The 18,871-nt window shown below is 41.7% G+C and carries 12 protein-coding genes and 2 tRNA genes; 6 read left to right on the top strand and 8 right to left on the bottom strand.

Annotation, left to right across the window (positions count from 1 at the left end; translation table 11 throughout):
* Window positions 1-302: 302 nt before the first annotated feature.
* Entirely contained in the window at window positions 303-2,243 is a 1,941-nt protein-coding gene (gyrB, locus tag DES35_RS08275; protein WP_037358830.1) for a DNA topoisomerase (ATP-hydrolyzing) subunit B, read from the top strand.
* Window positions 2,244-2,358: 115 nt separating this feature from the next.
* Here the strand turns inward: gyrB and purS are convergent, their stop codons facing one another.
* The 5 genes from purS to mfd all read right to left on the bottom strand — a co-directional run bounded on the left by purS (window position 2,359) and on the right by mfd (window position 9,932).
* On the bottom strand, window positions 2,359-2,610 hold the full coding sequence (gene purS, locus DES35_RS08270; RefSeq protein ID WP_037358835.1) for a phosphoribosylformylglycinamidine synthase subunit PurS: 252 nt from the start codon (window positions 2,608-2,610) through the stop codon (window positions 2,359-2,361).
* Window positions 2,594-3,304, bottom strand: a complete 711-nt coding sequence (locus tag DES35_RS08265) for a CDP-alcohol phosphatidyltransferase family protein (RefSeq protein WP_051889317.1) — start codon at window positions 3,302-3,304, stop codon at window positions 2,594-2,596. The genes purS and DES35_RS08265 overlap by 17 nt, the downstream gene beginning before the upstream one ends.
* Before the next feature lie 239 nt (window positions 3,305-3,543).
* The gene (locus DES35_RS08260; protein WP_037358838.1) at window positions 3,544-5,118 is read right to left on the bottom strand and encodes an SUMF1/EgtB/PvdO family nonheme iron enzyme; all 1,575 of its coding nucleotides are present in this window, start codon (window positions 5,116-5,118) and stop codon (window positions 3,544-3,546) included.
* 24 nt (window positions 5,119-5,142) lie between these two features.
* The gene (locus DES35_RS08255) at window positions 5,143-6,129 is read right to left on the bottom strand and encodes a PorP/SprF family type IX secretion system membrane protein (protein ID WP_114366326.1); all 987 of its coding nucleotides are present in this window, start codon (window positions 6,127-6,129) and stop codon (window positions 5,143-5,145) included.
* 338 nt (window positions 6,130-6,467) lie between these two features.
* On the bottom strand, window positions 6,468-9,932 hold the full coding sequence (mfd, locus tag DES35_RS08250; protein WP_244906339.1) for a transcription-repair coupling factor: 3,465 nt from the start codon (window positions 9,930-9,932) through the stop codon (window positions 6,468-6,470).
* Between the two features lie 131 nt (window positions 9,933-10,063).
* Here mfd and DES35_RS08245 point away from each other — a divergent pair.
* The 4 genes from DES35_RS08245 (at window position 10,064) to DES35_RS08230 (ending at window position 10,984) form a co-directional block, all read left to right on the top strand.
* Window positions 10,064-10,135, top strand: a tRNA-Glu gene (locus DES35_RS08245).
* An 11-nt stretch (window positions 10,136-10,146) separates the two neighbouring features.
* Window positions 10,147-10,221 (top strand) — tRNA-Glu (locus DES35_RS08240).
* Window positions 10,222-10,259: 38 nt separating this feature from the next.
* Entirely contained in the window at window positions 10,260-10,532 is a 273-nt protein-coding gene (gene rpsT / locus DES35_RS08235) for a 30S ribosomal protein S20 (RefSeq protein WP_037358471.1), read from the top strand.
* Between the two features lie 86 nt (window positions 10,533-10,618).
* A complete protein-coding gene (locus DES35_RS08230; protein WP_051889292.1) occupies window positions 10,619-10,984 on the top strand; it encodes a translation initiation factor in 366 nt (121 codons plus the stop codon).
* Window positions 10,985-11,017: 33 nt separating this feature from the next.
* On the opposite strand, the gene DES35_RS08225 is transcribed toward DES35_RS08230, so the two are convergent.
* Both DES35_RS08225 and gyrA read right to left on the bottom strand, forming a co-directional pair.
* Entirely contained in the window at window positions 11,018-12,334 is a 1,317-nt protein-coding gene (locus tag DES35_RS08225; RefSeq protein ID WP_114366325.1) for a tetratricopeptide repeat protein, read from the bottom strand.
* 55 nt (window positions 12,335-12,389) lie between these two features.
* Entirely contained in the window at window positions 12,390-14,921 is a 2,532-nt protein-coding gene (gene gyrA, locus DES35_RS08220) for a DNA gyrase subunit A (protein WP_114366324.1), read from the bottom strand.
* A 224-nt stretch (window positions 14,922-15,145) separates the two neighbouring features.
* Between gyrA and DES35_RS08215 the strand changes: the two genes are divergently transcribed.
* The gene (locus tag DES35_RS08215; RefSeq protein WP_037358468.1) at window positions 15,146-17,695 is read left to right on the top strand and encodes an ATP-dependent Clp protease ATP-binding subunit; all 2,550 of its coding nucleotides are present in this window, start codon (window positions 15,146-15,148) and stop codon (window positions 17,693-17,695) included.
* Between the two features lie 63 nt (window positions 17,696-17,758).
* Here the strand turns inward: DES35_RS08215 and DES35_RS08210 are convergent, their stop codons facing one another.
* Complete coding sequence (locus DES35_RS08210; protein WP_037358463.1) at window positions 17,759-18,859, bottom strand: alpha/beta hydrolase; 1,101 nt, start codon at window positions 18,857-18,859, stop codon at window positions 17,759-17,761.
* Between the last annotated feature and the right edge of the window lie 12 nt (window positions 18,860-18,871).

Here is an 18,871-nt window from a genome sequence, read left to right as displayed (position 1 = left end):
ATCAACAATGATTTCGTAAATTAAATTTATCTGTAATAAATCAAACAGGCAATAAATCAAAAATGCCTGGTGTTTTCCCTATCTTACAAATCTGTATCTGAAATGGCACATTCTAGAAAATTGTAAAGCTAGACAGCATTATTTTTTATTCTTTAGTTTTCAATCTTTTAGAGCACATTCGCTCCACGTTAATTTGTTGGTAAATTCCACGGGAATGTGTCATTAAGCGCCATAAGTACACCTAACAAAAGCTATATTTGCAAGTATTGGAAATCAAAAACGAGAAATACATATAGCTGAAAATGAGTGAAGTAAAAGACTATGGTGCAGCCAGTATTCAAATACTGGAAGGACTCGAAGCCGTAAGAAAAAGACCTGCGATGTACATCGGTGATATAGGCACCAAAGGCCTTCATCACCTTGTATATGAAGTAGTTGACAATTCTATTGACGAAGCTCTGGCAGGATACTGCAAAACCATCGAAGTGACCATTCATCAGGACAATAGTATTACGGTAAAAGACGATGGTAGGGGTATTCCGGTGGATATTCACCCTAAAGAGGGAAGATCGGCCCTTGAAGTAGTAATGACCGTATTGCATGCCGGTGGAAAATTTGACAAAGATTCCTACAAGGTATCAGGAGGGTTGCACGGGGTAGGCGTTTCATGCGTCAACGCACTCTCTACTCATCTTCGAGCCGAAGTGCACAGAGGAGGTAAAGTTTATGTTCAGGAATATTCCAGAGGCATCCCTTTATACGATGTAAAAGAAATAGGCAATAGCGATTACAGGGGGACTATCGTAAGCTTCAAACCAGACGATACCATATTCATCGATACAGTCTATCAATACAGCATATTGCAGGCTCGCCTTAGAGAATTAGCATTTCTCAACAAAGGCATCCGCATTAAGCTCACCGACGAAAGAGAAACAGATGAGCAAGGAATGCCCATCACTGAAACCTTCTATTCAGAAGGCGGACTTAAAGAATTTGTCTCATTTATTGACTCTGCACGAGAAAAGTTAATTCCTGAGCCCATTTACATGGAAGGCGAAAGAGCAGGAATTCCAGTGGAGGTGGCCATGACGTACAATACCTCCTTTACTGAAAATATCTTTTCCTACGTTAATAATATCAACACACACGAGGGAGGTACACACCTGACCGGATTCAGAAGAGCTCTGACAAGGACTCTGAAAAAATACGCCGATGATTCCGGAATCACCACTAAAGAAAAAGTAGAAATCACCGGTGATGACTTCAGGGAAGGGCTCACGGCTGTCATCTCTGTGAAAGTAATGGAGCCTCAGTTTGAAGGTCAAACCAAAACGAAACTCGGTAACAACGAAGTCGTCGGCGCAGTTGACCAACTCGTGGGCGAAATGCTCAGCACCTACCTTGAAGAACACCCCAACGAAGCCCGGATGATCGTAAACAAGGTAGTACTTGCTGCTAAAGCAAGGATAGCCGCGCGTAAAGCCCGGGAAATGGTACAAAGAAAAAATGTACTTACCGGCACCGGTTTACCAGGTAAACTAAGCGATTGCTCTGAAACAGACCCGGCCCGCTGTGAACTCTTTTTAGTAGAAGGAGATTCAGCTGGAGGTACCGCCAAACAAGGCCGCGATAGACGCTTCCAGGCCATTATGCCATTGAGAGGTAAAATTCTCAATGTCGAAAAGGCAATGACTCACAAAGTCTTTGAAAATGAAGAAATCCGAAACATCTTCACCGCTCTTGGGGTTTCCATCGGTACGGAAGAAGATTCCAAGGCTCTCAATATAAGTAAATTACGATATCACAAAATCATTATTATGTGTGATGCCGATGTGGATGGAAGCCACATTGCCACACTTATCATGACGTTTTTCTTCAGATATATGCGCGAACTGATAGAACACGGCCACCTCTACATTGCTTCTCCCCCGCTCTACCTGGTCAAAAAAGGCAATAAGCAAGCTTATGCATGGAATGAATCACAGCGCGACCAACTGGTCCGTGAATTTGGTGGCGAAAAAGAAGGTACTGTAAACATACAACGCTATAAAGGACTTGGTGAGATGAATGCCGAGCAGCTATGGGAAACTACCATGAACCCTGAGAAAAGAACACTAAAACAAGTGACCATCGAAAATGCTGCCGAAGCCGATCGCATCTTCTCAATGCTAATGGGCGATGACGTACCTCCCAGACGAGAGTTTATTGAAAAGAATGCCAAATACGCCAAAATAGACGCATAAGCTCAAAGTTAAAAAAACCCGGAATCTTCCGGGTTTTTTCAATATGGGCTTAAGTTTTCAAAAAATAAATTATAAAAACGGCTGTGATCAACAACTTCAAGCTGAACTTGGCACTTCAGATCGGATAAATAGAAAACTCATAAGATTCTGTGATCGGATTTACGAGAATTTTTCTACAGCTCTCATCCGCTTTCTGTCTGGCATCTTCCTCATCAGTTGCTTCGAGGATCATTTGGATGTGCTTCCCGATTCTTACTTCAGAAACACCCGTAATCCCTACATTTGGCATATTATGACATACTGCTTTACCCTGGGGGTCCAATAGTGCCTTGTGAGGCATTATATTGACATCAACTCTGAATTTCATGGTGAATGGATTTAGTTGGATGATAAAAAAGTATTGACAACAATATGTAAAGTAGTACGACAGCAGATAAACCAGCCTTCTTAAACCAAACAAGTATTACTACCGCTGCCAGGACAAAAACCCCTTTCAGCCACAGGAAAGAATCAGCATGTGACAGCTTCAGTGAAAACAATCGAAAATCTGCATTCATAAACCAAATCAGCAAAAATGGAATTATTACAAAATGATACAACTGAAAAACTTCCCTTCCAACTACTTCTATAATGAAGGGGATACCAATCACCAATATAGCGCAGGAGGGCGTAGGAAGTCCTTTAAAATCTTTTGACTGATCAACATCCAGATTGAATCGGGCTAACCGGAATGCAGCACCAGCTGCCACTATAAAGGAAAGGTAAGGAACTATTTCCAGAAGCTGCAACTCCGGAGGTACATATGTAACAGCAATTTTGAACAATACCATAGATGGTACTACACCGAAACTCACAACATCTGCCAATGAGTCCAGTTGCACTCCCAAGGGAGTAGCTACATCAAGCCAGCGTGCAACCAAACCATCCAAAAAATCAAAAGCCAGAGAAAGAATCATCCAAAATAACGTAGTATGAAAATCAGCTCTTGACGCAGCATCCAAAGCCGGCAATGCACAAAACAAATTCATAAGAGTAAGCATGTTGGGTATATGCCGTTTCATTTGCGGTGCTGCATTTTACGGCCACAAAGGTAAGGAATAGCCCATTTCTACTTCGACAAATCAAAGAAGAACCCCCAAAAGTATCCCAATTGTTTACGTAAAGATTCTTTTTAAAAGGTTTAAAATTCGCACACTCCTTTTCCAAGGAATTTATTTATCAAAATTATAGTTCAAAAACCTTTAAGAAAAAACCCCTGACTAAAGCCAGGGGTCTCAGGTATACGGTTTATGAAATCAACCTATTTGCTCATTCGATAAGGTCTGAATTTTTGGCGTTTGGGTTTTTTAGAGGTTTTTTTTCGCTTCAAGTCATTTTGCATTCCAAGTCTGTCCATTGCACAGCGAAAACCAATCCAGTCGGTAGCCACAGTTTGTTCCATAAATCTGCGAGTTCCCGGGCTCACCCAGTATTGTCTATCTTTCCAGGAGGCACCTTTTACCACTCGTATTGTGTTTCCAATCAATGTGGTTTTGTTGTAATCATACATGGGTTCCTCACCAGAAGGAACATCTTTACTGTAATAAATACTTGATTCAACATCTCCATCGAGATAATCTCTATAGTCGCTGTATTGATAATTTCGTCTGTTTAGATTCTCCTGCTCTGTTACAGGTCTTACCGGCAACTGGCCGGGAAGGCGTACAATTTTTCCGTTTTGGTCTACCTGAGGTTCTTGAAGAACTGTAAGCTCACCGGCCCCTTGATAATCTTTGTCAAAAGTAGTAAATTCATTTCCCCTGAAAGGTCTGAAATCGGTCAGATCTTCAAAGCTCAAAGGTCTGTACACATCCAGTACCCATTCAGCCACATTACCTTCCATATCGTAGAGGCCAAAATCGTTTGGGGGGTAAAATTTTACCTGCATGGTGATATCTGCCTGGTCGTTGAGCCAACCCCCTAAACCCATGTTATCCCCTCTTCCTCTTTTGAAATTGCCGAGCATATCACCTCTGCTTTTACCCTCAGAGGTTCTCATTGAGTTTCCGGCCCAAGTAAATTTATTTCCTTCATACAGTCGGTCAAACTGGCGGTTTCCTATATTTCCGTAAGCTGCATATTCCCACTCAGCCTCGGTTGGAAGTCTGTATTTGGGCAGTAGTATACCATCTTCTATAGTCACAGGGCGACCTTCTTTGCCATAAGGGCTATTTGGTCTGTAATCTTTTAGTCCCTTTTTGTTTTGTTGAGTGTATTCACCAGAAAGATAAAGATAAACTTCTGTATCAAAATGGTCTGCATCTCTCTGGTCGTTAAGCGGATAAAATACCCCTTTTTCAATCAGAATCATTTCATTGACTCTGTCGGTCCTCCAGGCACAATATTTCATAGCCTGCTCCCAGTTTACCCCGACTACCGGATAAAAATTATATGCGGGATATCTGAGGTAATTTTCAACCAAAGCTTCATTGTAGGCCAGTTTATCTCTCCACACCAATGTATCGGGTAAAGCAGACCTGTAAATTTCCGGAAAGTATTCCAGGTCAAAAACTCTTTCCAACCAATAGAGGTACTCGCGGTAAGCGAGGTTAGTAACCTCGTGCTCGTCCATGTAGAAAGATGAAACTGTCACTTGCCTAGGTATATTGTTCCAGTCTTTGATAACATCTTCTTCAACACGGCCCATGGTGAAGGTACCTCCTTCGATAAAAACAAGACCCGGACCGGTCATCTGGCCTTTGAATTTCAGGTTAGCCATGAATCCACCGTTTTTTGTATCATTAATTTTCCATCCGGTGGTGCTGGATTTGGGTTTCCCACAGCCAGTTGCAAGTACAATGGCTGCTAACCATGCAAGAGGAAGAAAATTTCTCATATTCATGCAAAGAAATTTTTCAGTTTAAAATTTTGGACAACGTAAGGGTTCTATCTTTTTTGTCTTTTTTGGACATGCAAATTGGTACATGAGCGATATTTCGTGGGCCCCTCCCAGAGCATTGGTAAGTCTGCTTACGGTGTAATCGTAGCTATATCCAAGCCGCCAGGGCATTTCTTGAGGTGCTATTCCAAGTAAAATAACGAGCGCATCAGGATTGGTATTGCCATGACGAAGCCCTAATCCACCTGTTATGGCTGAATAATTAAACGATAAACCTCCAAAGAACGACCAGAACGTACCTTGATTTTGTATCACAATATTTGGAATCAATACGCTCTGATATTCGCCATACAACCTTCTTCGGGTAATGGGTATATTAGCTCCTGAATGAATAGTCAGTTTAAATGGCAGTTTGCTCTCTACAAAGAAGCTTTCGTCAGGTTGTGTTAGATGATGCCCAGCAACTCCGATGTAAAATGCTTCTGAATACCCTATAAAACCTATGGACAAATCTACATGATTGTTTTGAACCCTGTCCGGACCTACTTCCTCTGTCGGTCTGACAAAGCCAAAGAAGGGGTCTATCATATCAGGAAATCGAAAGTTACCCCATTCAAGAGCTCTTTGTCTGAAATTTGCCTGAAAACCGGCCAAAATGGAAAATTTCCTGCTGACTTGCAAATGATAGGAATATAAGGCTCCTATTTCCGTTGTATTGAGCACCCCGTCACCAGCTTCATCTCTTAAAATTAAAAATCCTAGTCCTCCCTTTATATTATCAAAATATTGGTCGTATGAAGCAGAGAATGTTTGATAGATGTTTCCAATCGGATACTGACTTCTATAGTTAAGATGAACTTTTGGGCAGCGGGCCACACCTGCAAATGCTGGATTAAGATAAAGCGGATTGGCATAGTACTGCGAAAAATGCGGATCCTGCGCCTGAAGCATCTGAAAGGCTCCAAGCATAGAAAGGATTAATAGCCTGGCTTTAATTCTGAGGAGCATTCAGAATATGGTTTTGAGGTTTTTTGATTCTAACGATTACAAAAAGCATGGAGTATTCAAATCGCTTTTTTACTTCTAAAATTTTTAGGCGTCAATATTACAAAAAATATAAGCAAACATAAAAAAATATCAATGGCTTTGAAACAGAAATTGTTTTAATCAAAAAAAACACCTTTGTTAATTTTTAAATTATTAATATTCAATTGCTATTTAACTTATCAATGTAAAGTTATTTTGCAACGGTTAAGAGATAATCAAGCGTTATTGTTCAAGGTCAGGAAAATTCTAAGGGGATTTCTTGGTGCTTTATAAATTGTATATAAACACGTCTATAACCATTAAACCTCTACAAAAAGAAACCTCTTTATCCAGTTGATCAATGCGTTTATACTTTGGATTTCATCCACTCTTATAAAGAGTTTGTCATTTTTCTCCTTCAACTGAACGTTCTTAAACAGGGATATTCTTTGAAGCACAGTTTTGAAAAAGTCGCTTTGGTAAAACGGATGCCCGGGATTTTGTGGAAAGTATCCGAGAAAAACCTCTTGTTTGAGCGTGATCTTTTCAAAACCGCATTCACGTGCCAGCAATCTAAGCCTGATGCTGTCTATGAGTTCAGAGGCAGGTGTAGGAAGGGGGCCAAATCTGTCGATGAGTTCGTCCTCAAATCGGGATAGTTCGTCTTCATTTTGTATTTGGTCGAGTTGTTGGTACAGCCTAAGTCTTTCTTCTGTTTTATTGATGTATTCATCTGGAAATAGAATTTCTACATCGGTTTCAAAAACGCATTCTTTGGGTTTACTGGCTTTCGTTATTTCTTCGGCGTAGAGTTCTTTGAATTCGTTTTCCTTTAATTCCTGAATGGCTTCTTCTAAAATCTTTTGATAAGTTTCAAATCCAATGTCGGTGATAAAGCCACTTTGCTCACCGCCTAGCAAGTTGCCAGCGCCTCTGATTTCGAGATCTTTAAGTGCAATTTGAAATCCACTGCCCAAATCGTTGAACTGCTCGATGGCTTTCAGCCTTTTCCTTGATATTTCCGGAAGTGAAGCCAATAGAGGAGCTATCAAAAGGCAGTAGGCCTTGATATTGCTCCTGCCAACCCTACCTCTGAGCTGGTGCAGATCACTAAGTCCGAAATTGTGAGCCTGATTGATGATAATGGTGTTGGCATTGGGGATGTCCAGTCCATTTTCGGCTATGGAGGTACTGACCAAGATGTCGAAGTCACCATCCATAAAACCGAGGATGATTTCTTCCAGTTTGGAAGTATCCATTTGGCCGTGAGCCACGGCAATGGAAGCTCCGGGGATCAGACGTTGAAGCATTCCTGCTATTTCAAAAATGTTTTCAATTCGATTGTGAATGAAGTATACCTGGCCATCGCGTTGCAGTTCCCTGAATATCGCATCACGGATGATGTCTTCGTTCCATGTGATAATTTGTGTATCCACGGGCAATCTGTTTGGTGGAGGTGTCGTCATAACAGAAAGATCGCGAGCAGCCATAAGGCTAAATTGTAAAGTTCTTGGAATGGGTGTGGCGGTGAGTGTTAGGGTATCAACATTAACCCTCAATGTTTTGAGTTTTTCCTTTACACCTACTCCGAATTTTTGTTCCTCGTCTATAATAAGCAATCCGAGATCTTTAAACTTGACCCGATCGCTGACCAGTGCATTGGTTCCTATGATGATATCTATGTCCCCGACGGCAAGTCGCTGAAGAATATCTTTTTGTTGTTTTGTGGTTTTGACCCTTGACAAATATTCGATTTTGACCGGGAAATCTTTTAATCTGCTTGAGAAAGTCTTATAATGCTGAAAAGCTAAAAGGGTGGTAGGTACCAACACAGCAGTTTGCTTACCGTCTAGGGCAGCCTTGAACGCGGCTCTGATGGCTATTTCGGTTTTGCCAAAGCCAACATCTCCACAGATTAATCTATCCATGGGAGTTTCACTTTCCATATCGGCCTTTACTTCGGCAGTGGCTTTAATCTGATCAGGAGTATCTTCGTAGATGAAGGAAGCTTCCAGCTCATACTGCAAATAATGGTCAGGCGGAAATGCATAGCCCTTACTGGCCTTTCGCCGGGCATAGAGTTGTATTAGGTCAAAAGCCAGTTGTTTTACCTTCTTTTTTGCTGCTTCCTTTTTTCTTGCCCAGGTGTTGGTTCCTAGTTTGTTCAATACTGGTTCGGTGCCCTCCTTTCCTGTGTATTTGGAAATCTTGTGCAGGGAATGTATTCCAACGTAGAGTACGTCGTTGTCTTTGTAAATGATTTTAATGGCCTCTTGAATTTTGCCATTGTTTTCAATTTTCTGAAGTCCGGCAAATTTTCCGATACCATAGTCGATATGAGCTACATAGTCACCAAACTGAAGGGAAGTTAGTTCTTTAAGTGTAATGGCTTGTTTCTGCTCGTAAAAATTCTTAAATTTATGTCTGTGAAACCGCTCAAAAATCTGATGATCCGTAAGAAGAATGAGCTTGGACTCATGGTCTTCAAATCCACTGTAAAAACTGAGCAGTATAGTCTTAAAATTCAAACCGCTACCATGTTCTGAAAGTGCAGCATGCAGTCTCTCTATCTGTCGGTGGCTGCTGCAAGAAATCATCACAGAAAATCCGTGATAAGACTTCTGCCTTATATAAGAAGCCAAAAGTTCAAAGTTTTTGTTAAAAACCGGATGAGGCTTGCAGTTGTACTGAAGTCTATAAACATCGGGATAACAACTGACTGTGCCCAGTTCTACAATTTTATGCTGATCGAGTTTTTGTTTTAGCTGGCTGCCGGAAATAAACAAGTCTTCGGGACTAAGATGACGAACCGGCGACTGCTTGGCATCGAATTTTTCGAAAGCCATCGCCATCATTTCGTCCATACGCTCGATGACTTGTATGCTATCCTGAATTACAACGATAGTGTCAGTACCAACCAAGTCCAACAAAAACTTTCGTTCTTCTTTCTGTGCCTTATTTTCAATGTTTGGCAATAAAACTGCCTTAGTTACCTTTTCAAACGATAGCTGTGAATCGATGTGAAAGAGCCTGATGCTTTCAATTTCATCCCCAAAAAATTCAATTCGGTAGGGATGTTCTTTGACGTAGGAAAACACATCTACAATTCCTCCTCTGATGCTAAATTGACCTGGATCGGTAACAAAGTCAACTCTTTCAAATCCAAATTCAAAGAGTGTTTCGTTCAAAAAATCAATGCCTACAGGCATACCGACTTGTAGCTCAATCAGCTGCGAAGCAAGGCTTTTCTGTGATATCACCTTTTCAAAAAGTGCATCAGCAGAAGTGATAATAATTTTAGGATATTTGGTAGTGACGATTCGGGCCAAGGTTTCTGCCCTGTGTAAAATATTGGCATTATCCGTTTGCTCTAGTTCATAAGGTTTTTTAAGAGAAGGAGGAAAATAAAGCACTGATTCGTTGTCTTCAAGTGCCTTTACATCTTCGTATACATAAGCGGCCTCTTCATTGAATGGTGAGATAAACAAAACATTATTGCCGAAAGCAAATAATTTAGAGGTAAAAATTGATTTTAAAGAGCCTTTTAAGTCAGAAATGAGAAATTTTGTATATTTCTCAGATTTGCTGAGAACCTCAAGTGTAGAGAACAGGTCCGACTCTTTAAACAAATTCTTTATTTGCTCCTTTGAAATGACTTCACTATTGATTGATTGATATCCATATTCCATGTAGGATCTGTAAGCAACGGTGATTTGACAAATTTCACAAGTATCTACTTGCAAAGGTACCAATTGGTTGGCCACTTTATGCTTCTTAATGAACATTTAATTTGTCCGGAAATTGCAATGCGTGGTGTCTACTGTTGTGATTATCAACTTTTTTTATCACAAAAAAATCTCAAATGCACATTTGCTAGTAAAACCTAATGGTTTATTTTTGCAGCCCGATTGCCTAAGGCCCATTCGTCTATCGGTTAGGACGTCAGATTTTCATTCTGAAAAGAGGGGTTCGATTCCCCTATGGGCTACTAAGGTAAGAGGCCCATTCGTCTATCGGTTAGGACGTCAGATTTTCATTCTGAAAAGAGGGGTTCGATTCCCCTATGGGCTACCAAAACAACTATGCATTAAAGAAAACATTTTAGTTGAACAATGGCAAATCACAAATCCGCTTTAAAAAGAATTCGTCAAACAGAAAAAAGACGAATCCACAACAGATACTATCACAAAACAGCCCGAAATGCTGTTAAAAAACTGAGAATGACCACAGACCCATCCGCTGCTGAGGAATTGCTTCCCAAAGTGGTTTCCCTGGTCGATAGACTTGTGAAAAGAGGTATTATTCACAAAAACAAATCGGCCAATCTAAAATCTAAGCTGACAAAATACGTGAATAAGATAAAAGCCAACGCGGCTATTGCTTAATTTGCAAAAGTTTATAAAAATTTGAAGCACGCCTCCAGATTTGTAGGTGTGCTTTTTTATTTTTGATTACATTATAGATTTTTACTGTGAAAAAAGATAAGGCCAGACAACTAAATAAAGATTACGCTTTTTCATACAGTACTAACAGTGGTTACAATCCCTTTGAAAAGCTTACTCAATTCTTTGATAAACAAGATCTGGACGGGGAAACTTTGAACGTCGCCGAACTGCATTTTGAAGTAAAGGGAAGAAATGGAAAACCAGTGACCATCCTCAAAAATCTTCCAAAACAAATCGACATCCAGGATTTAGCTTCGCAATTAAAAAAATTTTTGAATACCGGAGGAAGTGTTAAAGATGATTATATCATCCTACAGGGGGGAGACAGGCGAAAGGAAATTGCCAACTGGCTTGAACAAAAAGGAATAAAGAGCAAAAGAGTAGGAGGATAAAAAAACCCGGCGAAGTGCCGGGTTTTTGTTTATTTAGCTTTGTTGGAGGAGTTTATCCATCTCCATGGCTTTTTGAGCATTACCTGTTTTGTAGTAGACTTCGCGAAGTGCTTTAATTGTGTCTTTGTCTTTTGGATTGATGTCGAATGCTCTTTCAAACAGTGGCAGAGCTTTTTTAAACATTTCCAGCTGCTCAGCTTTTAGTTTTTCGTATTTTTTTGTCTCGTTGATAGATAGTTTATTCATCTGTTCTATTATGTCATTGGCTTTGGACACATATATGAGACCTTTCATGTAGAGTACATCTGCATAGTTTTCATCGAGCTCAAGTGCTTTATTATAGGCTTCCTCTGCCTGCTTAAGGTCATTCATTTCTGTATGGTATATAGTTCCCATTATAAACCAGAATAGTTTGTTGTTTGGATCGTTCTGAAGGGAAAGTCGTAAATTTTCTATGGCTTTGTCGTATTGTTTAGCTTTGATGAAGCTATCGAGTTCTTCTCTGATAAAGCGTTCGTCATTAGGATACATTGACCGGGCTTTTTTCAGTACTGCTGTGTAATTTTCTTTATCGTCAATGCTTTTATATGCTACTGCCAGCATCAGGAGTATATCGGGTCTTATATCGCCTTCTTCTCTTGGATTGGTGAAGCGATCGGGTCTAATTTTTAAATTTCTCTTCATCTCTTGTGGAGATCCAAATTGTACATCTCTCTTCTGTTCATTGTCATATACGATGTATTGGACTCCTTTGTAGTCGAGTTCTATCAGTTTATTAAACAATCGGATGGCTTCCTGAAAATCCCTTGCATTGAACTTCATCAACGATGCATTGTAGAGCATTACGGTATCGAGCACATCTATACCAGGAGTCTGACCTAGCTCATAAGAGAGCATAAAGTCCTTGTATGCTTCTTCCAACTGCTCATTGCGAGCTGCTCTTTCACCTCTGCGCTGTACCTGACCTATAACTGCGTACATATCAGTCACAGCGACATCAGTAAAAAACTTTTTGCCGATGGATTTTTCGTACTCGAGGCATTTTTTCAGATTTTCTGCAGCTATATCGAGTGCCCTCGGTTCCAGGTTGGCGACTGCATTATCCTGTGACGTATAAATCTCCAGATGGATTTTGCCATTGTAGTAATAGTATTTGGCCAAATCTTTTGGCTTTACATTAGCAGTACCTACTTCATTGAGTTTAACAGTGGCATTATCTATGTTTCTCTTCGCATCCGGAAGATCATTTCTTCGCTCCAGGGCTATGACTGCAGAGCTAACTGTGGGTCCAATCTGTGCTTCCAGACAGAAAGTTGCTACTACCAAGATAAGAATTGCTGATTTTTTCATTGTATTTATTATTTGCTGTTATGTATGATAACTGTACCAAAATTAAAGGATCTGATTAATCAGAAGTGGTTTCAGATTCTTGTTCTGAAATGTCGTTGAGCGATAGGGTGCTATCTGGTATCTGTTCACTATCTTCATTTTCAGCGCGTGGGACTCTGCAGACCGAAGCTATGGTCTCTCCGTTTCTGAGGTTGATCAGTCGTACTCCTTGTGTGTTTCTGCCCATTACCCTAAGGTCGGCCACGGAAAAGCGAATTGCCACCCCTTTTTTATTGATGATAATCAGATCGTCATCGTCGGTCACATCTTTGATGGCAACCAGCAACCCGGTTTTTTCGGTGATGTTGATGGTTTTTACTCCCTTGGCACCTCGGTTGGTAATTCTGTATTCGTCAATGGAAGTACGCTTTCCATACCCTTTTTCAGACACTACGAGGATATCTCTATTTAGATCGCTGACACATACCATGCCTACCACTTCGTCGCTTTCGTCAGCTAGTGTCACGGCTTTTACACCTGCTGCGCTTCTTCCCATTGGTCTTACGGTGGATTCATGGAATCGTATAGCTTTTCCTGAACGTACAGCAATTACAATTTCCGAATTTCCATCGGATAGGCAAGCTTCCAGCAGTTCATCGCCTTCTCTCACTGTGATGGCAGCTATGCCATTGGCCCTGGGTCGGGAGTATGCTTCAAGGGTGGTTTTTTTGATAACACCCTTTTTGGTTACCAAAGTAATGTAGTGTTTATCCAAATAATCCGGAACTGAGAGGTTATCTACATTGATGTATGCCAAGACTTTGTCGTCCGGAGGCAAATTAATGAGGTTTTGAATGGCTCTTCCTTTAGAGGCCTTACTGCCCTCAGGAATTTCATATACACGCAGCCAGTAGCATTTGCCGGATTGGGTAAAGAGGAGAAGATAGTTGTGGTTGGTAGCCATAAATATGTGCTCTACGAAATCCTCATCGCGTGTGGTTGCTCCTTTCTGACCTACGCCCCCCCGGCTCTGAGTTCGATATTCATTCAGTGATGTGCGCTTGATATACCCAGCATGGGAAATGGTTATCACTACTTCTTCATCGGCTATCATGTCCTCTATTGAAAGGTCTCCTCCTGAGAAGTCAATTGTAGTCCTGCGCTCATCTCCATATTTTTCTTTGACTTCAAGTAGCTCGTCTTTTATGATTTTCATCTGGAGCTCCTTGCTTTCTAGTACCTCTTTGAGGTAAGCGATGGTCTTCATCAGCTCATCGTATTCGGCTTTGATTTTTTCTCTTTCCAGGCCTGTGAGACGTTGGAGGCGGAGTTCCAGGATGGCTTTAGCCTGAATTTCAGACAGGTCAAAAACAGCCATCAATCCTGACCTGGCGTCATCGACACTGCTGGAGTTTCGTATTAGATCAATAGCTCTGTCCAGATCGTCTTTGGAAGAAATTACTTTGAGCAATCCTTCGAGGATGTGAGCTTTTTTCTCGGCCTGTTCAAGTTCAAAGCGCGTACGGCGCATGATGACCGAATGGCGGAAGTCGATGAAGTGTTGAATTAACTCTTTCAGATTAACCAACATCGGACGGCCATTGACCAGAGCAATGTTGTTAACGGAAAAAGTGCTTTGCAGAGGGGTGTATTTATACAAATGATTAAGCACCACATTGGGAATTGCATCTTTTTTCAGCACATAGACTACTCTCAGACCATCTCTGTCACTTTCATCTCGGATATCGGCAATACCTTCTATTTTCTTATCATTGACAAGGTCCGCCGTTTTTTTGATCATCTCGGATTTATTGACCTGGAAAGGAATTTCGGTAACAATGATGCAGGTACGTCCATCTATTTCCTCAATGTTGGCTTTACCTCTTAATGCAATACGCCCTCTACCGGTATGATACGATTCTTTTACGCCTTCATAACCGTAAATGATACCTCCGGTCGGAAAATCAGGGGCTTTAATGATTTTGATTAATTCGTCAATAGAGATATCGGGATGCTCGATCAAGGCTACAATTGCATCAATAGTGTCTTTGAGGTTGTGCGGTGGCATATTGGTGGCCATCCCTACAGCAATGCCCGAAGCCCCGTTGATGAGCAGATTGGGAATTCGCGTCGGCAGTACAGTGGGCTCTTTAAGCGAATCGTCAAAGTTGAGCTGAAAATCAACAGTATCTTTTTCGATATCGGAGAGCATTTCTTCGGCTATCCTGCGCAGACGGGCTTCGGTGTATCGCATCGCTGCCGGACTGTCGCCATCGATGGAGCCAAAGTTTCCCTGACCATCTACAAGAGTATACCGCATCGACCAATCCTGGGCCATTCTGACCATAGTATCATACACCGAGCTATCCCCATGTGGATGATATTTACCCAATACTTCCCCAACTATTCTGGCAGATTTTTTATAAGGTCTGTTGGACAGGACCCCTAATTCATACATTCCGTAGAGCACTCTGCGATGCACTGGTTTCAAACCGTCTCTCACATCTGGTAAAGCTCTTGAGACAATAACCGACATCGAATAGTCGATGTAGGCTGATTTCATTTCTTCTTCGATGTTAACCGGAATGATTTTTTCGCTTTCTGTCATATTGTCGGTATAAAACTTATTTTTTAAGTTTTTTGGTCAAAGTGGCAAAAATAGCCACCAAACCAGGTGTAAAGTTTGAGGATTGTCACAGGATATTTGGATTTTTACACAGATTTTTGTTAAAAATAATAAGGGCAAAAAAATTGCATGAATATTTCGGAATTTACATTTGATAAACAGATTTGCGAAAAATGTCGTTATATTTTTAACCTCATATAGAAGAAATGGAAGAAAATTTTTCACCAAGAGTAAAAGATGTCATTAGCTACAGCAAGGAGGAAGCTCTGCGCCTGGGGCATGACCTGATCGGTACAGAGCATCTGATGCTCGGAATCATCCGAGAGGGAGAAGGAAGTGCTGTGCAGATCCTTCATGAGCTAGGTGTGGACCTTCAAATGCTAAGACAACGAATTGAAGCACTGATGCCCGCAAACTTTCAGGGCAATATCAATATAAAAAAGAACATCCCACTGACCCGACAAGCTGAAAAAGTGCTCAAAATTACTTTGCTAGAAGCCAAAAAACTTCAAAGTCCTGAAATACGTACAGCTCACTTGCTGCTTTGTATTCTGAAGAACGATGAAGATCCGGTAACCAGAGTCTTGCGCAATTTTGGTGTAAGTTATGAAAATGCACGACAGGTTTTTATGAATATTCAGGATCCTCTTTCTGCCGATAAGATGAGAGAAGACATCAGCATGAGCGCCTTTGAAGAAGAAGATGATTTCGAAAGGAGAGAAAGATCCGGTTATTCATCGCGCCCGGGTGGTAAAATGGAAAATAAATCCAAAACGCCCGTTCTCGACAATTTTGGAAGGGACCTTACCCAGCTAGCTAGAGAAGGAAAACTAGACCCTGTCGTAGGAAGAGAGAAAGAAATCGAACGCGTTTCTCAAATTCTGTCCAGAAGAAAGAAGAACAATCCGCTGCTGATCGGTGAACCAGGTGTAGGAAAATCAGCTATAGCCGAGGGTCTGGCTTTACGGATAGAAAAAAGGCAAGTCAGCAGAGTTCTGTTCAACAAGAGAATTGTGGCACTCGATCTGGCATCCATGGTAGCAGGCACAAAATACAGAGGTCAGTTTGAAGAGCGGATGAAATCTCTGATGAACGAACTTGAAAAAAATGACGATGTAATCCTCTTTATTGATGAAATCCATACCATTGTAGGTGCCGGCGGTGCCACCGGTTCACTGGATGCTTCCAATATGTTTAAGCCGGCGCTGGCCCGGGGAGAAATCCAATGCATTGGAGCCACCACACTCGATGAATACAGGCAATACATTGAAAAGGACGGTGCTCTGGAAAGAAGATTTCAGAAGGTAATGGTAGAACCAACCTCACCTGAAGAAACTATACAGATTCTTAAAAATATAAAAGACAAATACGAAGAGCATCACAATGTGATTTTTACCGACGAAGCTGTCGAAGCATGTGTGTTTCTTACCCAGCGGTATGTCACAGACCGTCACTTGCCCGACAAGGCAATTGATGCTCTGGACGAAACTGGTTCCAGGGTGCATATCACCTCCATCAGAGTGCCCGAAACCATTCTCGAACTGGAAAGGCAGCTGGAAAAACTCAAAGAGGAGAAAAACAATGTGGTGCGAAAGCAGCGGTTTGAAGATGCAGCCCGTATTCGAGACGATGAAAGAAGATTGGAAACCCAGCTGATGGAAGCCCAAAGAGAATGGGAAGAAGAAGTACGCAAGAACAAGGAAGTGGTTACAGCTGAGCATGTAGCCGAAGTAGTTTCTATGATGACGGGAATACCAGTGCAGCGTATAGCCCAGGCCGAAAGCAGCCGCCTTGCAAAACTCGCTGACGAGCTGCAAGGCAGAGTCATTGGCCAGGAAGAGGCTGTAAGAAAAGTAGTAAAAGCTATTCAACGCAACCGCGCCGGTCTCAAAGATCCGAAAAAACCCATTGGCTCCTTTATATTCCTTGGACCTACTGGAGTAGGTAAAACACAACTAGCCAAAGAAATGGCAAGAGCTCTCTTCGATTCGGAAGATGCACTCATTCGCATCGACATGAGTGAATATATGGAAAAATTCTCAGTATCCAGACTTATCGGGGCGCCTCCAGGATATGTAGGCTATGAAGAGGGTGGTCAGCTCACCGAAAAGGTCCGCAGAAAGCCTTACAGCGTCATTCTGCTGGATGAAATTGAAAAGGCTCATCCAGACGTGTTTAACCTTCTGCTGCAGGCATTGGACGATGGTGTAATGACCGACTCATTGGGACGAAAAATTGATTTCAAAAACACCATCATCATAATGACTTCCAACATTGGTACCCGTCAACTCAAAGATTTTGGTACCGGTGTCGGATTTATGACCAAAGCCAAACAAGAAAACCAAAATGAACTGGCCAAAGGTGTACTGGAAAGTGCTCTGAAAAAGGCCTTTGCTCCGGAATTTCTGAACCGGATAGACGATGTCATCATCTTCAACAGCCTAAATAAAGATGATATCCTGAAAATCATCCATCTGGAAATCGATAAGTTGCTGAAGAGAGTCCACAAAATCGGTTACAACCTCAAACTCACAGATGCAGCCACCGAGTTTCTGGCTGAAAAGGGATTTGATCCTCAATTCGGAGCCAGACCTCTTGCCAGAGCCATTCAGCGATATCTGGAAGATCCTCTCGCCGAAGAAATTATCACCGGAAAGCTCAAAGAAGGAATGTCGTTGCTTGTTGATGTAAACGAAGCAAAAGACGGATTGCTCATCCTTGAAGAATCAGCTGCTGTAGCTGAAGAAAACGCCTGACAATATGCTCTTTCAATTTTCCCGGCCACTCCTTCGGAGTGGCTTTCTTTTTATTGCAAGGGGTCAGAAAAAAAGCCATTTAAGTGCTTTTGGAAATTCTCTACCCCACTCGCTCTCGCTGTGATGCCCGTCGGGATGAATAGAAAGCTTACTTTTTATAAATGGATTGCCGGAACGTTTTATAGCTTCGTGTAGTCTTCGCTGATATTCTACCACACCAGAACCTTCCTTGCCACCACCATAGAGATATACCCGTCCACAGTATGGTGGGTCCATGTGCAGAAACTGTTCAATCAATCCGGGCTGAACCCAGAGCGATGGGGAGAAGACCATAAGTCTGGAGAAAACCTCCGGGCAAGTAATAGCAGCATAAAGGGTCACCAACCCTCCCAGACTGCTACCGCCTATACCTGTAAACTCGCGGTATGGTAAAGTTCTGAAAGTACGATCGATATGTGGTTTTAATTCACCGGCCAGAAATTTGCTGTATTCCTTTCCCAATCCCTCGCCAAGCACTGTCTTTTCTGAAGGGGTAAATTCCAATATTCGCTTCTCTTGCGCATGGTCTATGGCTACAATGATGACCTCGTGTTTTCGCTCTTCCGCCAGTAGAGCAAGTCGCTTGTCAAGGGCCCAGTTTCCATACGGTGCAAATTCATCAAACAGATTCTGACCATCCTGCAAGTAGAGAACCGGGTAGCGCTTGTTTGTCCGGTAATAATCCCAGGGCAACAGGGCTGTGACCCTTCTGGTCTGAATGTTTATTGGCATATTGAAGGGCCCTTCTATAGGTTTTATTATCGGGAGCAGTTCGGGATTATGGGTAATGTGCCGGTTTTTCCATGCAGGGACTACATCGTTGTAAACACCGGGTTTTTTGGGAATACTGCGATTGGGCCGTATGGTATAGTTTTCATCTAGCTCTTCGTGATGCCAGTCGCCCAATGTGTATTTGTATTCAATGATCGCGGGTAGATTTTCAATTTTTTTGAAGGTAAATTCATAGATCCCATCTTCTATTTTTTTCAACTTGAATTTTGGATCATCGACTTGCCAGTTGTTGAAATTTCCGGTTATGAATATTGTTCGCCCCAGGTCTTTTGTAGTCTTTACTCGTAATACAATACAGTCCGTAAAGGAAGCATCTGATATGTTTTGGTTCATTTCAATTGTGCT

The organism is Schleiferia thermophila (genome assembly GCF_003337435.1).
Classification (GTDB): Bacteria; Bacteroidota; Bacteroidia; order Flavobacteriales; family Schleiferiaceae; genus Schleiferia; species Schleiferia thermophila.
This window is presented reverse-complemented; position numbering and strand designations above follow the sequence as displayed.